We start from the raw sequence: 16,474 nt of genomic DNA on the forward strand, positions 1-16,474 counted from the left end.
CTTTCAGGTCGGCACCTTCTTCGACCTGGAGGGCTTGCGGACCGGGCTCTCCAGCACCGGGTCGACTATCGGGTCGAGCAGGGGCGGCAATTGGGCGACCAGCGTGTCCACCACAACGCGCGTTTTCAACGGCAAAGCGTGCATACGCGGCCACACGGCATGCATCTCATAGGACAGCGCCCGGGGCTCGTCGAAGACCACCTGCAAGGCGCCGCTGCGCAGGTCGTCGGCCACCAGCCAGTTGGGAAGCCGTGCCAAGCCGTCACCGGCGAGCGCAGCGTCGCGAATGGCCTCGAGATCATCGAAGCGCCAGCGCGGGGTGACCGCAACCTCGATCACCCGGCCCTGTGCATCGTGAAACTGCCAGGGCTTGTGCCGGCCATTGCGTCCGTACGTCAGGCAGCGGTGTGAGGTGAGCGCACCGGGGCCGTCGGGCCTTCCGACGGCGTGCAGATATGCAGGCGCTCCACACACCAGCATGCGGTGATCGCCGAGCCGCCGTGCCACCAAGTCGCTGCTGTCGCGCAGCGGGCCGACGCGCAGGGCGAGGTCCACGCCCTCATGGATCACGTCGACCACGCGGTCGGTGAACGACAGATCGAGTTCGAGCGCCGGATGCTTGCGGCCCAGCGCCATCAACAGCGGTGCCACGCAACGGCGGCCGATGGCCACCGGCATGGTGACGCGAACGCGCCCGCGCGGCTCGTCTCGCGATCGGTCGAGCGCGGCGATGGCCGACAGCAGCTCGGCCGAGGCCCGCAACGCATGCTCGTAGAACAGCTGGCCTTGCTCGGTGAGCGAGGAGTGGCGCGTGTCGCGCAGGAACAGGCGCACGCCCAGCCGTTCTTCCAGCCGCGCGATGCCCTTGCCGACGGCCGAGCGCGTGCGGTGCAACCGTCGTGCTGCGCCGGCAAAACTGCCGGCCTCGACCGCGGCCACGAACACATCCAGAAGGGCAAACGGCTCTGTCTTCATTGTCGATATTCCCTCTACACCAAGGCGCCGAAATGGCGGCACTGAATCCTATCCGGAAGCAATAAGGTGGTGGCCTGTCAACACACACGGAGAAGCTGCACATGAAGATGCACCACTGGCAAGTCACTCGCTACGGCCTGGCGGGACTCGAACTCGCGCAGATCGATCTGCCCGAACCGGGGCCGGGCCAGGTGCTGGTCCGGATCAAGGCGGCGTCACTCAATTTCCGCGACCTGCTGATCGTCGAAAACGGCATGGGCATGCCCTTGCAGTTGCCGTTCACGCCGGGTTCCGATGCGAGCGGCGATGTGATGGCGGTGGGCCGGGGTGTTTCGCGGTGGCGCCCGGGCGATGAAGTGATCAACACGTTCTGGAGCGGGTGGTGGGACGGTGAGCGTCCCGTGCATTCGCGGCCCCACGGAGCGCCCGGCCCTGGCGTGCTGGCCAGCCACGCCGTCATCGACGAACACGACCTGGTGGCGAAGCCGCGAGCCTGGACGCACGCGCAGGCCAGCCTGCTGCCTTGCGGAGGGCTCACGGCGTGGACAGCGCTGGTCGAGAACGGCGCGCTGCGTGCTGGCCAGACGGTGCTGGTTCACGGCACGGGTGGCGTCGCGCTGTTCGGGCTGCAGATTGCGCGCATGCACGGTGCTCGGGTGGTGGTGGTCACGTCGTCGGTGTCGAAGCGCGAACGCGTCATGGCACTCGGTGCCACGCATGCGGTGCTGCGTGACGACGACTGGGTGAAGCAAGTGCGCCGCTTCACCGGCGCCCACGGTGTCGACCACGTGCTGGAAACGGCAGGTGGCGAGAACCTGGGCAAATCGATGGAGTTGCTGGCACCCGGAGGCCACGTTGCCGCCATCGGGATGCAGGCCGGCACCGAGATGCGCCTGCCGTTCTATCCGACCATCGTGAACCGCGCGACGGTGCAGGGTGTGGGTGTCGGCCACCGCCGCAGCCTGGAAGAGTTGGTGCGGGCGGTTGACGCCAACCCTTTCGAGCCGGTCGTGGAGGCGAGCTTTCCCTTGGATCGCGTGCCCGACGCCCTGGTGCGGCTTCGTGAAGGCGCCTTCGGCAAGATCGTGGTGACGATGCCGGCGGGTTGAGGGAAGGGTGCGCGGCGCGCGCTCAGCAGGCCGCTCTGCTGGCAAACACTGACGTAAAGAATCGTCAAGTAGCGTCGCTGACGACGCTCTGCCACGCTGGTTGCCGCATGTCAATGCTATGCTGAACTAAGCATTTTTCTTTGCGGCAACCCATGCCGCCCATCGATGTCATCAGCCCGCTTGAACAGCAAGGCCAGCTCGGCCGATGTGCGCCAGTGTGCCGCCGAAATCATCGACGTGATCCCCGTGGTGATGAACGCCGTGCGCACCAGCATGCGCAACAACATCTCCGAGGGGCTGTCGATTCCCCAGTTCCGCTGCCTCGGCTACATCTCTCGCCAGCCGGGCTCTTCGGTGAGCGACGTGGCGGGTTTCCTTGGGGTCACGCTGGCCACCGCGTCGGCGATGATCGATCGTCTCGTACGCGCCGGTTATGTGCTGCTCGAGACATCCCTTGAAGACCGCCGCCGCGTGGCGCTGAACGCCAGTGCGCAAGGCAAGGCACTGGTCGACCGCATCCGCAGCGCGGCCCGGCGCGACATGGCTGAAACTCTTGCCGCCGCAGAAGAATCGCAGATCGAAGCCCTGATGGACGGGCTCGCCGCATTGAAGAAATTGTTTCGCCGTGAATGAGAGTCGGATGAGAAAGAACGCAGTTTGGTGGTGTGGCCTCGCAGGCCTGGCAGTGGTGATCGCGGGCTGCGGTAAGGAGGCGCCGGCTCCGGGGCAGGCGAGTGCATCGGCTTCTGCGCCGGCGGCAGCCGCGAGCGGCCCGCCCGTCAGCGTGAGCACCGTACGCGCCAGCAAACGAGACGTCAACGTGACGCTCGAAGCCACCGGCACTGTCAGTGCCCTCAACAGCGTGGAGGTGCGCCCGCAGGTGGCCAGCACCATCGCCAAGGTGCACATCAAGGAAGGCCAGTTCGTGAAGGCGGGTGCCCTGCTGTTCACGCTGGATGCCCGCGCCGACGAGGTCAACGTGGTCAAGGCGCGCGCGCAGCTCGCCAAAGACCAGGCGGCGCTGGCCGATGCGCAGCGGCAGCTGGCGCGCAGCCGCGAACTGTTTGCGCAGAACTTCATTTCGCAAGGCGCCGTCGACACCAACCAGACGCTGGTCGAATCGGCTGCCGCCGTCGTGGCCGCCGACCGCGCGGCAATCGAGGCGGCCCAGGTCACCCTGGGCTACAGCCGCATCGTCGCCACCACGGCCGGGCGGGCTGGTGCCATCAACGTCTTCCCAGGCAGCTATGTGCAGCCAGGCGGATCGTCGCTGGTGACGATCACGCAGATCGACCCGATGGCGGTCAGCTTCAACCTGCCGCAGCGCAACCTGGGGGATGCGCTCCAGACCTTGCGCGCCGGTGGCGGCAGCGTCGCGGCGATCCTGCCTGAGGGCAGTGGTGAACTCACCGGCAAGCTGCAGTTCGTCGACAACGCGGTCGACGCGAACTCGGGCACGGTGAAGGTCAAGGCCGTGTTCGACAACCGCACCGAGAAGCTCTGGCCGGGCGCCTATGTGACGGTGCGTCTGGTGACCCACACGCTGAAGGATGCAGTGACCGTGCCGCAGGCCGCCATCATCCAGGGCGCGCGGGGCAGGGCGGTGTATGTGGTGGGCGACGACAAGCGCGCCGCGCTGCGACCGGTCGAGATCGTCGAGGCCATCGGCACCGAGGCCGTGGTCAAGGGGGTTCGACCTGGCGAGCGCATCGTGCTCGACGGCCGCCAGAACCTGCGCCCGGGCAGTGCCGTGGCCGAGCGCAGCGCTGACGCGGCCTCGGCGCCGCGGCGTGCGGCGAGTGGCGCAGCCGGCGGTGCGGGTTCGTCGGCATCGGGCGCCGCATCCGGCATGGTCACGGGCGCCGCAGCGATGGCAGAAGCCAAATGAATCTTTCCGAGCTCTTCATCCGCCGCCCGGTGATGACCGTGCTGCTCAACGCCGCCATCGTGGTGGCGGGCATCATTGCCTACGGCCGCATCCCGGTGGCGGCGCTGCCGAGCTACAACACGCCGGTGATCAACGTGTCGGCCAGCCTGCCGGGCGCGAGCCCGGAGACGATGGCGACCTCGGTGGCCCTGCAGCTCGAAAAGCAGTTCCAGACCATCCCCGGGCTGAACATCATCAGCTCGACCAACACGCTGGGCAGCACCTCGGTCACGCTCGAGTTCGACCAGGGGCGCGACATCGACGCCGCTGCCGTCGACGTGCAGGCTGCGCTGTTGCGCGCCCAGCGCACGCTGCCGGTCGACATGACGGTGCCGCCGTCCTACCGCAAGGTGAACCCGGCGGACGCGCCCATCCTGTTCATCGCGCTGACCTCGCCGTCGCTCAATCTTTCTGACCTGAACGACTTTGCCGAGCACCTGATCGTGCCGACGCTGTCCACGCTCGAAGGCGTGGCCCAGGTCAACATCTTTGGCCAGAAGCGTTTTGCAGTGCGCGTGCGCGTGCTTCCGGAAGCACTGGCCGCGCGCAACATCAGCCTCGACGAGCTGAGCAACGCGCTGAGGGCCGCCAACGTCAACACGCCGGTCGGCACGCTCGACGGTCCGAAGCAGACCCTCACGCTGCAAGCCAACAAGCAGCTGCGCAACGCGGCTGAATTCGCCGAGCTGATCGTGAGCAACCGCAACGGCAACCCGGTGCGCCTGCGTGAAGTGGCGCAGGTCGAAGACAGCTTCGAGACGGTGAAGACGTCAGCCAGCGTCAACGGCGAAACCTCGATCAGCCTGGCCGTGCTGCGCCAGACCGACGCGAACACGGTGAAGGTGGTCGATGCCGTGCGCGCCGCCTTGCCGGGCTTCCAGGCACAGCTGCCGCAGTCGGTGCGCATGACCACGCTGAACGACCGCTCGGTGTCGATCCGCGATGCGCTGCACGACGTGACGCTCACCATGCTGGGCACCATTGTTCTGGTGGTGCTGGTGATCTTTCTGTTTCTGCGGCGCTTTGTCGCGACGGCCATTCCGACGCTCTCGCTGCCGGTTTCGCTGGTGGGTGCCATCGCGCTGCTGTGGGCCTTCGGCTACACGCTCGACAACATCTCGCTGCTGGGCCTCACGCTCGCCGTGGGCCTGGTGGTTGACGATGCGATCGTGATGCTCGAGAACATCATGCGGCACGTGGAAGACGGCGTGCCACCGTTCCAGGCCGCTTTGCGTGGATCACGCGAGGTCGGCTTCACGATCCTGTCGATCTCGAGTTCGCTGATCGCGGTGTTCATCCCGATCTTCTTCATGCCCGGTGTGATCGGCCTGCTGTTCCACGAATTCGCGGTGATCGTCTCGCTGGCCATCATCGCGTCGGCCTTCGTGTCGCTGACGCTGGTGCCGATGCTGGCAAGCCGCTTCCTGACGGACGATGCGCACAAGAAGCCGCCCGGCGCCATCGTGCGCTCCTTCGAGCGCGGCTTCGATGTGCTGCTGTCGTGGTACTCGCGCTCGCTCGACGTTGCGCTGACTCGCCGCTGGGTGGTCATGCTGGTGGCGTTGCTGACTTTCGTCGCCACCGCCTACCTGTTCGTCACCATTCCCAAGGGCTTCTTTCCCGAAGAAGACATCGGCCAGATCACGGCCTCGACCGAGGCGGCAGAAGATACCTCGTTTCCTGAGATGGTTCGCCTGCAGGACCGGGCGGCTGCGATCGTGCGCGAGGACCCGAACGTCCTGGCAGTGAGTTCGTTCAACGGCGGCACCGGTTCGCAGAACACCGGGCGCATGTTCATCCTGCTCAAGCCGCGTGCCGAGCGGCAGCAGATGAGCAAGGTGACCGAAGGGCTGCGCCGCAAGCTGCGCGAAGTGCCGGGCATTGCAGTGTTCATGCGCCCGATCCAGAACCTGCAGCTCGGCGGACGGCAGAGCAAGGCGCAGTACCAGTACATCCTGCAGAGCGTGCAGGCCGGCGAGCTGAACACCTGGGCCTCCAAGCTGCAGGACAAACTGCGCACCGACCCGCTGTTCCGCGACGTGACGAGCGACTCGCAATTGCGCGGCCTGCAAGCCTCGCTCAACATCGACCGCGACCGCGCCAACACGCTGGGCGTGTCGATCGACACGTTGCGGTCGGCGCTCTACAGCGCCTTCGGCGAGCGGCAGGTGTCGACCATCTACACCAGTGTCGACAGCTACCAGGTGATCCTTGAAGTCGCTCCCGGTGCCAAGCAGGACGAGAGTGCGTTGAATGGCATCTACGCGCGTTCGAGCAATGGCTCGCTGGTGCCGTTGTCCAGCTTTGCGACTGTCGACCGCACCGTCGGCCCGACCGCGATCAACCACGTCGGGCAGTTGCAGGCAGTGACGGTGTCGTTCAACCTTGCGCCAGGCGCCGCGTTGGGCGATGCCACCGCCAAGATCGACCGCTACCGCGAAGAGATCCAGCTGCCCGAATCCATCATCGCCACCTACGGCGGTGACGCGGCGGTGTTCCAGAGCACGCAAGGCAGCCAGATAATTCTGATCGTTGGCGCGCTGCTCGTGATCTACGTGCTGCTAGGCGTGCTGTACGAAAGCTACGTGCACCCGATCACCATCCTCGCCGGCTTGCCCTCGGCGGCGGTGGGCGCCTTGCTGATGCTCAAGATCTGCGGGCTCGACCTGACGCTGATCGCGACCATCGGCATCCTGTTGCTGATCGGCATCGTGAAGAAGAACGCGATCATGATGATCGACTTCGCCCTCGACGCGCAGCGCACGCATGGCATGGCGCCCGAGGCCGCGATTCGCGAGGCCTGCGTGCTGCGTTTCCGTCCGATCATGATGACGACGCTGGCCGCGCTGATGGGCGCACTGCCCATTGCGCTGGGCCTGGGCGCCGGCGCCGAATTGCGCCAGCCGCTGGGTCTGGCTGTGGTGGGCGGCCTGGTGTTCTCCCAGGCCATCACGCTGTACATCACGCCGGTGATCTACCTCGCACTCGACCGCCTGAGCGGCAAGGGCCCGGTGACGACGCCCGAGGCCCTGCCTGAGGGTTCAGTGAAGCTGTGAGCTGCTCGGCGCGGTGCTCATCACACTGATGCCGGGCTGGCCGACGCTGCCGGCCTCGATCTCTTCTTCGGTGGCCTCGCGCACGTCTCGCACCTTCACGTCGAGCCGCAACGCGATGCCGGCGAGTGGGTGGTTGCCGTCGAGCACCACGTGGGTGTCGTACACCTCGGTCGCGGTGTAGATCGCATCGGCCGGCAGGCCCTCGGTGGTGGCGCCTTGGGGCGGGCCGTCGAACTGCATGCCGGGTTCGATGTTCTCACCGAAGATCGAACGCTCTTCGAAGAACACGAGCTCGGGGTGGTACTCGCCGAACGCATGCTCGGGCTCGAGATGGAGCTTGGTTTCGAAGCCGGCTTCCTGGCCTTCGAGGGCCTCTTCGACCTTGGCGAGCAGGTCATCGCCACCGTAGAAAAACTCGACGGGTGCCTCGAGTTCATCGATCAGCGTGCCTTGGGCGTCTTCGAGTCGCCAGGTCAGGCTGACGACGCAGGGGGATGAAATCAACATCGAACAATGATCGCACAATCACCCCATGACGATCTCCTCGCCGACGCCTTTGCTGGGCGGCCTGTCACCCCAGGTTTTCATGCGTCGCCATTGGCAAAAGCGACCTCTCCTGATCCGCCAGGCGGTGCCCGATGCGGCCCCGCTGATGAGCCGCGCCGAGCTGTTCGCGATGGCTGCGCGCGACGATGTCGAGTCGCGCCTGATCGTTCACCGGCCGAAGGGGTGGACGCTTCGCCAGGGGCCGTTGCCTCGGCGTGCGTTGCCCCGCGTCGATGAGCCTGGCTGGACGCTGCTGGTGCAAGGCCTCGACACGCATCTCGATTCAGCGCGCGAACTGCTGTCGCGGTTCCGTTTCGTGCCTGACGCGCGGCTCGATGACCTGATGGTTTCGTGGGCCAGCGATGGCGGCGGTGTCGGCCCGCACCTGGATTCGTACGACGTGTTCCTGCTGCAAGTGCAAGGCAATCGGCGCTGGCGAATCGCGCCGCCCGGCGAGCACCGTCTGCAGGCTGGTGTGCCGCTGAAGATCATCGAGGGCTTCAAGCCCGAGCAGGAGTGGCTGCTCGAGCCGGGCGACATGCTGTACCTGCCGCCGGGCTGGGCGCACGACGGTGTCGCCGAAGGCGAATGCATGACGGCGTCGATCGGTTTTCGTGCCGCCGGTCGCGCCGAGATGCGCACCGAAGTCTTGCAGAGAATGCTCGATGCGAGCGACGCGCCGGACGTCGACCCGCTGTACCGTGACCCGCAGCAGTCAGCCACGGACGAGCCGGCGCGCATTCCGACCGCGATGAACGAATTCGTGAGCCGCGAAGTGGCACGCTGGCTCGCCGAGCCGCGCTCGCTTGCGTGCGCACTTGGCGAGGTATTGAGCGAACCCAAGCCGCAGGTGTGGTTCGACGTTGGCCAGGCGCTGACAACGGGCAGCGGCGTGCAGCTCGATCGGCGCACCCGCATGCTGTACGACGATCACCATGTGTTCATCAACGGCGAGTCGTACCGCGCCTCGGGCCGAGATGCGCGTTTGATGCGCCTGTTGGCGGACCAACGAAGCCTGCCTGCGCCCCAGCTTGCCAAGCTCGGCGATGACGCCCGAGAATTGCTCGCACAGTGGGCGCAAGCGGGGTGGCTGCGACCGGTCGTTGAATAGAAGGAGTGCCATGAGCGAACTGCCCGAAGCGCGGATCTTGACGTCGCGCGGTGAGTTTCACGATGCCTTGCGAGAGTCATTCGCGCTGGTCGCCGATCAGGGTTGCCGCGAGGTCTTCATCTGTGATCCGAACTTTGCCGATTGGCCGCTGAGCGAGCGTGCGGTCATCGAGGACCTCACACGCTGGGCCTACGCGCACCGCAAGCTGACCTTGCTGGCACGGCACTTCGACGAGTTTCCACGGCGCCATGCACGCTGGGTCGAATGGCGGCGGCAGTGGTCGCATGTGGTTGAGTGCCGCGCCTTGGCTGATGCCGACGCCAGCTCGGCGCCCACTCTGTTCCTGGCACCCGGTGTGCTCACGCTTCGCATGCTCGATCCAGAGCATTACCGCGCCACTTTGTCGTTCCAAGAGTCGGACGCCATTCAGGCCCGCGACAGCCTTGATGCGCTTTTGCAACGCTCTGAAGAGGCTTTCCCTGCGACTACTTTGGGACTATAGGGAAGTCCCTAGGCCTGGGTATAATCGTGGGCTAGGCGCAGGAGATGCTCGAGCTCTCGGCGCCTTGATTCGTTGGGGATCTGCCAGGTTGGAGGGTTCCCACAATTACCGGTAATTGTCTGAACCTTTCACTGAGGATAAATATGAAAAAGTCGCTTCTGTTGGCTTCCCTGGTTGCTGCTGTTGCTCTGGCCGCTTGCGGCAAGAAGCCTGAAGAGGCTCCTGCTGCTGCACCCGCCGCTCCGGCTGCTGCCCCGATGGCTGATGCCGCCGCTTCGTCCGCCGCGGACGCTGCCTCTTCGGCAATGGCTGCCGCTTCGAGCGCCGCTGATGCTGCTTCGTCTGCAATGGCTCCTGCCTCGGCTGCCAGCAAGTAATCGGCCCTTCGCCGATTCAGAGAAGCCGCCTTCGGGCGGCTTTTTCTTTGGCTGATTGTTTTCTTGGTTCGGTTGGAATGTCGACGCGTTGAGTTCACGCGCGGATGTCGAGCCAGTTGAATCCTGCGGCGGGGTCCGCAACCGTGATGTCCTCGGGTCGACCACCAAGCACCGGTGCCAAGATGGCGCGGACCAGATCCGGGCGATTGTTCGTTTCGCTCAAGTGGGCAGCGACCAGTCGATTCAGGCCCGCGTGTAGGCAGCCCGCGAGAATCTCTGCGGCAGTGTCGTTCGCCAAGTGGCCCAGGCGACCTGCGATGCGTGCTTTCAGCGATGCGGGGTACGAAGAGTTGGCCAGCAGTGCGCGGTCATGGTTGCACTCCAGCAGCAGTGCATGGCAACCCTGCAACTGAGCCAGCAGGTGCGGCGTGATCGATCCAGCGTCGGTGAGCACGCCGAGCCGCGCGGCGCCATCGCTGAGGCACAACTGGAGCGGTTCGTTGGCATCGTGAGGAACCGTGTAAGGCGACAACTCCAGATCGCCGATGGCAACAGGGCTCAGGTCGCGCGCAAAGTGCAGCAGGCCATCGGGAATCTCGGGTTGCCCGATGGCGCGCCAGGTGCCGCGGCTGGTCCACAGCGGAATGCGGTGGCGGCGAACCAGGGTCATGGCGCAACCGACGTGGTCGCCGTGCTCGTGGGTGACGAACACCGCATCGATGTCGGACGACGCCAAGCCAACCCGCGCCAGGCGCCGCTCCAGTTCGCGCAGCGAGAACCCACAGTCGATGAGCACGCGGCTGGTCGTGATGCCGCCGCTTGCCTCGACCAATGTCGCGTTCCCGGTGCTACCGCTGCCCAGGCTGCAAAAGCGCATCACCATCCGATGCGCTCGCTGGTTACTTCAGGTCTTCGACCAGCAGCTTGACGATGCGCTTGCCTGCGTCGCCGTTCTCGGGCGCGCCCTTGCTGTCAAGGACCGACGCGGTGCTCACGTCGCCTTCGCCCTTCACGCTGACGCGGTAACGAACCGGGCCAGTGAGCTTGTCACCACCACCGAAGAGCTTGCTGAAGAAGCCAGGCTCTTCCTTGCCGGCCTGCGCCGGGTCGACGTAGCGAACGAAGTACAGCCCTTGCGCGCGGTCGCGGTCTTCCACCGTGAAGCCGCTGCGGTCGAGCGCGAGGCCGACACGGCGCCAGGCGCGGTCGAAGCCCTCGTCCAACTGCAGCGTGGCCGCAGGCCGGCCATCCAGCACGCGGGCCCGTGGGGGCAGGGTCGAGGTGGCAGACGGCACAGGCGACGATGCCGAAGCTGTCTGTGCCAGCGCGGCCTTGGCCGCTTCGTCCTGGGCACCGAGCTTGATCATCAGGCGCGACAGCATCTCACCTTCGAGCAGCGGATCGCTGGCGCGGGGGCGCCAGACCAGGCTGTCCTGCTGCCGTTGGTCGAGGTAGACCTCTTCGAGCCCGCGGTGCGAGATGTAGATGTCGGTGCCTGTGGGCGTGCGTTCGACACGCGTGCGGTACTTGTCGCGCTCGCCGGTGGAATACAGGGAATCGAATACCTTGCCGAGCGTGTTACGGATGATGTCGTTCGGCAGCTTGGCGCGGTTCTCGGCCCAGTCGGTCTCCATGATGCCGATGTCAGCCTGGTCGATGGCCAAGCTCAGGCCGCGCTCTTTCCAGAAGGTCTGAAGCTGTGGCCACAGCTGATCAGGCGTCAAGTTCGTGCTGAGGTAGCGCGTATTGCCCTGGCGTTCGAGCTTCACGCTGCCGACCGCAGAAGGCGCGATGGCGTTGTTGACCGGTGCCGAGGCCGCGGTGCCTGCCGGTGCTGCGCCTTGCAAGGCTGCTGCGCTGATGACACCAGCCTGCGGCGAATAGCGCGGGTCGACGGCGAGCTGCGTCAGATCAGGGGGCACCTCGAGCGGCGTGGTCTTGGCCTTGGCCGCGCGGTAGTCGACCTTGTCGCCTCCAGCAAAGCTGTCGAGGGCAGAACACGCAGAGAGCGAAGAAACCAGAACCAGGACAGCGGCAACGGAGCCGAGAGCGGATCGAAGGGGAGGGCGAATCACGTTGTACATCTCCGGAGGGAGCAGACCCGGTTGGGCTGCCTGGCGAACTGGCTGAAGAATGAGGGGGAATCAGAGGGCCGGGTGTACCGGCCTGCACGATGAGGCGGAAGCGTCAACTCACAACAGACCCGACTCACGCAATGCTTGTTCCACCGAAGTCTGGCCGGCGGAGGTGAGGGGAAGAATCGGGAGCCGGACCGTGGCGCCGCAAAGGCCCAGGCGGGACATTGCCCACTTGGTCGGCGTCGGGCTCGACTCGACGAACAGGTTCTTGTGCAGCGGCAGGAGCTTCAGGTGGATCTGCGCGGCTTCCTTGGCCTGGCCCGCGATGGCCGCCTTGCACAGCTCGTGCATCGCGCGCGGCGCCACGTTGGCGGTGACGCTCACGTTGCCATGGCCGCCCAGCAGCATCAGCGCCACGGCGGTGGGGTCGTCACCGGAGTAGATCGAGAAGCCCTTGGGGGCGTTCTTGATCAGCGTGCAGGCGCGTTCGATGTTGCCGGTGGCTTCCTTGATGCCGATCACACCAGGCACCTGTGCCAGGCGCAGCGTCGTCTCGGGCTGCATGTCTGCAACGGTGCGGCCGGGTACGTTGTAGAGCACCATCGGCACATCGACGGCTTCGGCGATTGCCTTGAAGTGCGCGTAGATGCCTTCCTGTGAGGGCTTGTTGTAGTACGGCACGACCGACAGCGTGCAATCGGCGCCGACCTTCTTCGCGAAACGCGACAGCTCGATCGCCTCGCGCGTCGAATTGCCGCCGGTGCCGGCCATGATGGGAATGCGCCCGCGTGCCTGTTCGACCGCCACGCGGATGATTTCGCAATGCTCTTCGACCGACACCGTAGGCGACTCGCCGGTGGTGCCCACGACGCCGATGCAGTCGGTGCCTTCGTCGATGTGCCAGTCGATCAGGCGGCGCAGCGCGTCATAGTCGACGCTGCCGTCCTCGTGCATCGGCGTGATCAGCGCCACGATGCTGCCAACAATGGGTTTCATGCGGGTTCCTCGGAATCCGACGATTTTAGCCGTCCCGGGGTGCTCGTCCCGCAGGCCAGATGGCGGCGGGGAAACGGGGCCGCGGCCCCCGCCGATTTCACCGCAGCCATGCGCTGCGCGAAGCGGGGTGGAGTGTCGAGAAAACCATTTTCATAAGCCACGACATCCAGACCCTGCCCGGCCTGAAGCAGTTCCCCGGGTTTCAGCAAGAAGTCGGGGTTCGAGGGTTTTCCCACGGTTTGATTGCCATCGGCAAAGGTTTCGTAGATCAGCACGCCTCCGTCAGCCACGCTCGCGATCAGCGTGGGCAACAGCGGCCGCCACAGGTAGTTGGTCACGATCACGGCGTCGAATCGCCGCCCGGCAAACGGCCACGGCCCGTTCTCGATGTCGGCCACCAGCAATTCGGCGATGGCCTGCAGCGGCTCGACGGCCGCGGCATCACGGTCGACCGCGGTGACACGGCAGCCGCGGTCGGCGAACCAGCGCACATGCCGGCCCGACCCGCAGGCGACGTCGAGCACGCTGCCACGGGGCGGCACGAGATGCGACCAGCGTTGCACCCAGGGCGACGGCGCGAGCGTCATTGCGGGCGGGCGTGCTGGTTCAGCGCCTTGAGCGCCAGCTTGTCGACGACGCCGGGCGCCAGCAGCTTGATCCAGCGGCCGAGCTTGCCCTTGGTCGTCATCACGATGTCGCGCGAGCGCGCCTCGGTGCCATCGACGATGAGCCGCGCACAGGTTTCCACGCTCATGGCGCCCGATTCGTCGAGCCCGCTCTTGCCGGCCGCCTCGCCCTTGGCGTTGAAGCCGCGGTAGCGGATCTCGGTGGCCACGACGCCGGGATAAGCCAGTGTGACGCTGACGCCGGCCGACACCAGTTCCACACGCAGTGCTTCGAAGAAGCCGGTCATCGCGAACTTGGTGCCGCAGTACGCCGTGCGGCCCGGCACGCCGACCAGCCCGGCCAGGCTCGAGATCGCGACGATGCGCCCGCGCGCGGCCTTGATGTGAGGCAGCGCGGCATGGGTGCACCACACGCTGCCCCAGTGGTTGATGCGCATGAGCGTCTCGTACCAGCCGAGGTCGGTCACGTCGCTGAAGAGCGCCTGCGCCGACATGCCGGCGTTGTTGACCAGAATGTCCAAGCGGCCAAAGGCCTTGATGGCGGCGCCGACCAGTGCCGCGCAATCGGCTTGCACGCCGACATCGCAGCGCTGCACCAGCACCTGGCAGCCGAACTGGCGGCATTCGTTCGCCACGGCTTCGAGCTTGTCGACACTGCGGGCGGCCAGTACGAGCGCGGTGCCGCTTTTGCCCCGTGACGCCCATTGGCGAGCCATCTCGGCGCCGATGCCCTCGGAGGCGCCGGTGATGAGTATCACGTTCATGTCAGAAGCAGTTCCAGAGCTGGTTGGCGAGTGTAAAAGCCACCTCCGGCTGCAGGTAGGCGGCAAACACCAGCAGCAGTGCCAGCGTGGCGGCAGACCAGGCGGCAATGCGGTGCAGCTTCATGCTCAGGCCGTGCGCTGTGCGACGCGCGTGATGGCCGCCTCGCGCACCGGCAGGTTGACGATGGCGGCAAAGACGCCCAGCGCTGCGGCGATCCACCACACGACGTCGTAGCTGCCGGTCGCGTCGTACAAGCGGCCGCCGAGCCACACGCCGAGGAACGACCCCACCTGGTGGCTCAGGAACACGAAACCGCCCAGCATCGACATGTACTGCACGCCGAAGATCTGTGCGATCACCGCGTTGGTCGGCGGCACGGTCGACAGCCACAGCACGCCCATCGTCGACGCGAAGACATACACGCTCATGGGCGTGAGCGGCACGCTGATGAAGACCACGATCACCACCGCGCGCAGCCCATAGATCGTCGAGAGGATGTACTTCTTCGGCATGCGCTCGCCGAGCGACCCCGCCACGTAGGTACCGACCACGTTGAAGAGGCCGATCAGCGCCAGTGCGGTGGTCGCCACGTTCGGCGTGAGGCCGTGGTCTTTCAGGTAACTCGGCATGTGTACACCGATGAACACCACCTGGAAACCGCAGACGAAGTACCCGGCCATCAACAACAGGAAGCTCGGGTAGCTCAAGGCCTCGCGCAGCGCACTGCCGATGCTTTGCTGGAAGCCGGTGGCCTTGGCGGCGGCCGGCTCCTTCAGGCCGAAGGCCAGCGGCACGATGGCCAGTGCAAGACAGCCCAACAGGAAGAGGGCGTTCTGCCAGCCGAAGCTGCCTATCAGCCAGTTTTCCACTGGCACCATCAGGAACTGGCCGAACGAACCGGCAGCTGCCGCCACACCCATGGCCCAGCTTCGTTTCTCGGGCGCCACGTTGCGGCCGATCACGCCATAGACCACGGCATAGGTGGTGCCCGACTGGGCCAGGCCCAGCACCAGGCCGGCGCTGCCGGTGAAGGCGAGGCCCGAAGTGGCCAGCGCCATCAACACCAGCCCGCCGGCATAGGACAAGCTGCCGACGATCAGCACGCGAAATGCGCCGTAGCGGTCGGCCAGCATGCCGGCAAAGGGCCCGGCGATGCCCCACGACAGGTTCTGGATCGCGAGTGCGAACGCAAAGGTCTCGCGCGTCCAGCCACGGTCCATGGTGATCGGTTGCAGCCACAGGCCGAAGCCGTGGCGTATGCCCATCGACAGCGTGACGATCATGGCGCCGCACAGCAGCACCTGTTTCATTGAGAGCGGGGCGGGTGGGGCGGCAGTCATCGCGGCACTGTATCTACTTCCTCCAGCGGGCGCCGGCTCATCGGTCTCAGCCGCCGCTCAAGCGCTTGCGGTGCTGAGCGTTTCAAGCGCCTCGGCATCCAGGTGCAGTGTGGTGGCGCCCACCATCTCCTTCAGTTGCTCGACCGATGTGGCACTGGCGATGGGTGCGGTGATGCCTGGCTGCCCCATCTGCCACGCCAGCGCCACCTGTGCGACGGTGTGGCCCGTTTGAGCAGCCACCTTGTCGAGCGCGGCGAGGATGCGCAGCCCCCGTTCGTTCACATACTTCTTGACGACGCTGCCACCTCGCAGGCTCTTGGACGCGTCGGCCTCGCTGCGGTACTTGCCGGTGAGAAAGCCGCTGGCCAGGCCATAAAAATTGATCACGCCGACCTGGTGCTCGACGCACACCGCCTGCAGCTCATCTTCATAGGGCGCGCGGTCGTAGAGGTTGTACAGCGGTTGCAGGCTTTCATAGCGCGGCAGGCCGAGCGACCGGGTGACCTCCAGCGCCTGTTTCAGCCGCGTGGCGCTGTAGTTCGAGGCGCCGATCGCGCGCACCTTGCCTTCCTTGATCAGCTCGGCGAAGGCCTGCATCGATTCTTCGAGCGGCGTGTCGGCATCGTCGTCGTGCGATTGGTACAGGTCGATGTGGTCGGTCTGAAGTCGTTTCAGCGAGGCCTCGACGGCTTGGCGGATGTACCGGCGCGACAGGCCGATCTTGCCGTCACCCATGTCCTTGCCGACCTTGGTCGCAATCAGCACCTTGTTGCGCTTGCCGCTCTGCTTCAACCACTTGCCGATGGTGGTCTCTGATTCACCACCGGTGTGGCCCGGCACCCAGCGCGAATAAACGTCGGCGGTGTCGATGAGGTTCATGCCGGCGTCGACCCAGGCGTCCAGCAGGCGGAACGACGTTGGCTCGTCGGCCGTCCAGCCGAACACGTTGCCGCCCAGCGCGAGCGGCGAAACCTGCAGAGTGGAACGGCCGAGCGGACGAAGGGCGACGGTGGTGGTCATGTGCAAGGTCTCCTGTGGTGCGCGTGAAGTGCCGCGCGATCGATGC

General features: G+C 65.9%; 17 protein-coding genes. 7 read left to right on the forward strand and 10 right to left on the reverse strand.

Translation table 11 applies throughout. The annotated features are described in order from the left end of the window. Positions 1 to 3: 3 nt before the first annotated feature. The gene (locus AC1DYS_RS11830) at positions 4 to 975 is read right to left on the reverse strand and encodes a LysR family transcriptional regulator (RefSeq protein ID WP_477899192.1); all 972 of its coding nucleotides are present in this window, start codon (positions 973 to 975) and stop codon (positions 4 to 6) included. A 107-nt stretch (positions 976 to 1,082) separates the two neighbouring features. Between AC1DYS_RS11830 and AC1DYS_RS11835 the strand changes: the two genes are divergently transcribed. From AC1DYS_RS11835 to AC1DYS_RS11850, 4 genes are all read left to right on the forward strand, one after another. Continuing rightward, positions 1,083 to 2,084 (forward strand): zinc-dependent alcohol dehydrogenase family protein, encoded by a 1,002-nt coding sequence (locus AC1DYS_RS11835; protein WP_477899626.1) that lies wholly within the window; start codon positions 1,083 to 1,085, stop codon positions 2,082 to 2,084. A 165-nt stretch (positions 2,085 to 2,249) separates the two neighbouring features. Then, positions 2,250 to 2,717: a MarR family winged helix-turn-helix transcriptional regulator gene (locus AC1DYS_RS11840; protein WP_477899194.1), complete on the forward strand. Its 468-nt coding sequence runs from the start codon at positions 2,250 to 2,252 to the stop codon at positions 2,715 to 2,717. A gap of 7 nt (positions 2,718 to 2,724) precedes the next feature. Continuing rightward, a complete protein-coding gene (locus AC1DYS_RS11845; protein WP_477899196.1) occupies positions 2,725 to 3,972 on the forward strand; it encodes an efflux RND transporter periplasmic adaptor subunit in 1,248 nt (415 codons plus the stop codon). Beyond that, complete coding sequence (locus tag AC1DYS_RS11850) at positions 3,969 to 7,067, forward strand: efflux RND transporter permease subunit (protein WP_477899198.1); 3,099 nt, start codon at positions 3,969 to 3,971, stop codon at positions 7,065 to 7,067. Before AC1DYS_RS11845 ends, AC1DYS_RS11850 begins: the two co-directional genes overlap by 4 nt. Here the strand turns inward: AC1DYS_RS11850 and AC1DYS_RS11855 are convergent. After that, positions 7,053 to 7,574: an FKBP-type peptidyl-prolyl cis-trans isomerase gene (locus AC1DYS_RS11855; RefSeq protein WP_477899200.1), complete on the reverse strand. Its 522-nt coding sequence runs from the start codon at positions 7,572 to 7,574 to the stop codon at positions 7,053 to 7,055. The two genes, AC1DYS_RS11850 and AC1DYS_RS11855, sit on opposite strands and share 15 nt — an antisense overlap. Before the next feature lie 25 nt (positions 7,575 to 7,599). Here AC1DYS_RS11855 and AC1DYS_RS11860 point away from each other — a divergent pair, with 25 nt between their 5' ends. The 3 genes from AC1DYS_RS11860 to AC1DYS_RS11870 all read left to right on the forward strand — a co-directional run bounded on the left by AC1DYS_RS11860 (position 7,600) and on the right by AC1DYS_RS11870 (position 9,603). Beyond that, positions 7,600 to 8,724 (forward strand): JmjC domain-containing protein, encoded by a 1,125-nt coding sequence (locus tag AC1DYS_RS11860; RefSeq protein WP_477899202.1) that lies wholly within the window; start codon positions 7,600 to 7,602, stop codon positions 8,722 to 8,724. A gap of 10 nt (positions 8,725 to 8,734) precedes the next feature. Beyond that, positions 8,735 to 9,226 (forward strand): hypothetical protein, encoded by a 492-nt coding sequence (locus AC1DYS_RS11865; RefSeq protein WP_477899204.1) that lies wholly within the window; start codon positions 8,735 to 8,737, stop codon positions 9,224 to 9,226. 143 nt (positions 9,227 to 9,369) lie between these two features. Next, positions 9,370 to 9,603: a hypothetical protein gene (locus AC1DYS_RS11870; RefSeq protein ID WP_477899206.1), complete on the forward strand. Its 234-nt coding sequence runs from the start codon at positions 9,370 to 9,372 to the stop codon at positions 9,601 to 9,603. A gap of 94 nt (positions 9,604 to 9,697) precedes the next feature. Here AC1DYS_RS11870 and AC1DYS_RS11875 read toward each other — a convergent pair whose 3' ends face one another. The 8 genes from AC1DYS_RS11875 to AC1DYS_RS11910 all read right to left on the reverse strand — a co-directional run bounded on the left by AC1DYS_RS11875 (position 9,698) and on the right by AC1DYS_RS11910 (position 16,428). Continuing rightward, complete coding sequence (locus AC1DYS_RS11875) at positions 9,698 to 10,480, reverse strand: MBL fold metallo-hydrolase (protein ID WP_477899628.1); 783 nt, start codon at positions 10,478 to 10,480, stop codon at positions 9,698 to 9,700. A gap of 22 nt (positions 10,481 to 10,502) precedes the next feature. Next, complete coding sequence (gene bamC / locus AC1DYS_RS11880) at positions 10,503 to 11,687, reverse strand: NlpB/DapX family lipoprotein (protein ID WP_477899208.1); 1,185 nt, start codon at positions 11,685 to 11,687, stop codon at positions 10,503 to 10,505. 108 nt (positions 11,688 to 11,795) lie between these two features. Continuing rightward, positions 11,796 to 12,677 (reverse strand): 4-hydroxy-tetrahydrodipicolinate synthase, encoded by an 882-nt coding sequence (dapA, locus tag AC1DYS_RS11885; protein ID WP_047485876.1) that lies wholly within the window; start codon positions 12,675 to 12,677, stop codon positions 11,796 to 11,798. Beyond that, entirely contained in the window at positions 12,674 to 13,264 is a 591-nt protein-coding gene (locus AC1DYS_RS11890; RefSeq protein ID WP_477899210.1) for a class I SAM-dependent methyltransferase, read from the reverse strand. Before AC1DYS_RS11890 ends, dapA begins: the two co-directional genes overlap by 4 nt. After that, the gene (locus tag AC1DYS_RS11895; protein ID WP_477899212.1) at positions 13,261 to 14,067 is read right to left on the reverse strand and encodes an SDR family oxidoreductase; all 807 of its coding nucleotides are present in this window, start codon (positions 14,065 to 14,067) and stop codon (positions 13,261 to 13,263) included. The genes AC1DYS_RS11890 and AC1DYS_RS11895 overlap by 4 nt, the downstream gene beginning before the upstream one ends. A 1-nt stretch (position 14,068) precedes the next feature. Then, positions 14,069 to 14,191 (reverse strand): hypothetical protein, encoded by a 123-nt coding sequence (locus tag AC1DYS_RS11900; RefSeq protein WP_477899214.1) that lies wholly within the window; start codon positions 14,189 to 14,191, stop codon positions 14,069 to 14,071. Between the two features lie 2 nt (positions 14,192 to 14,193). Then, on the reverse strand, positions 14,194 to 15,408 hold the full coding sequence (locus tag AC1DYS_RS11905; protein WP_477899216.1) for an MFS transporter: 1,215 nt from the start codon (positions 15,406 to 15,408) through the stop codon (positions 14,194 to 14,196). A 57-nt stretch (positions 15,409 to 15,465) separates the two neighbouring features. Beyond that, the gene (locus AC1DYS_RS11910; RefSeq protein WP_477899218.1) at positions 15,466 to 16,428 is read right to left on the reverse strand and encodes an aldo/keto reductase; all 963 of its coding nucleotides are present in this window, start codon (positions 16,426 to 16,428) and stop codon (positions 15,466 to 15,468) included. Positions 16,429 to 16,474: the final 46 nt, after the last annotated feature.

It is taken from the genome of Rhizobacter sp. P2_G4, from assembly GCF_056403575.1.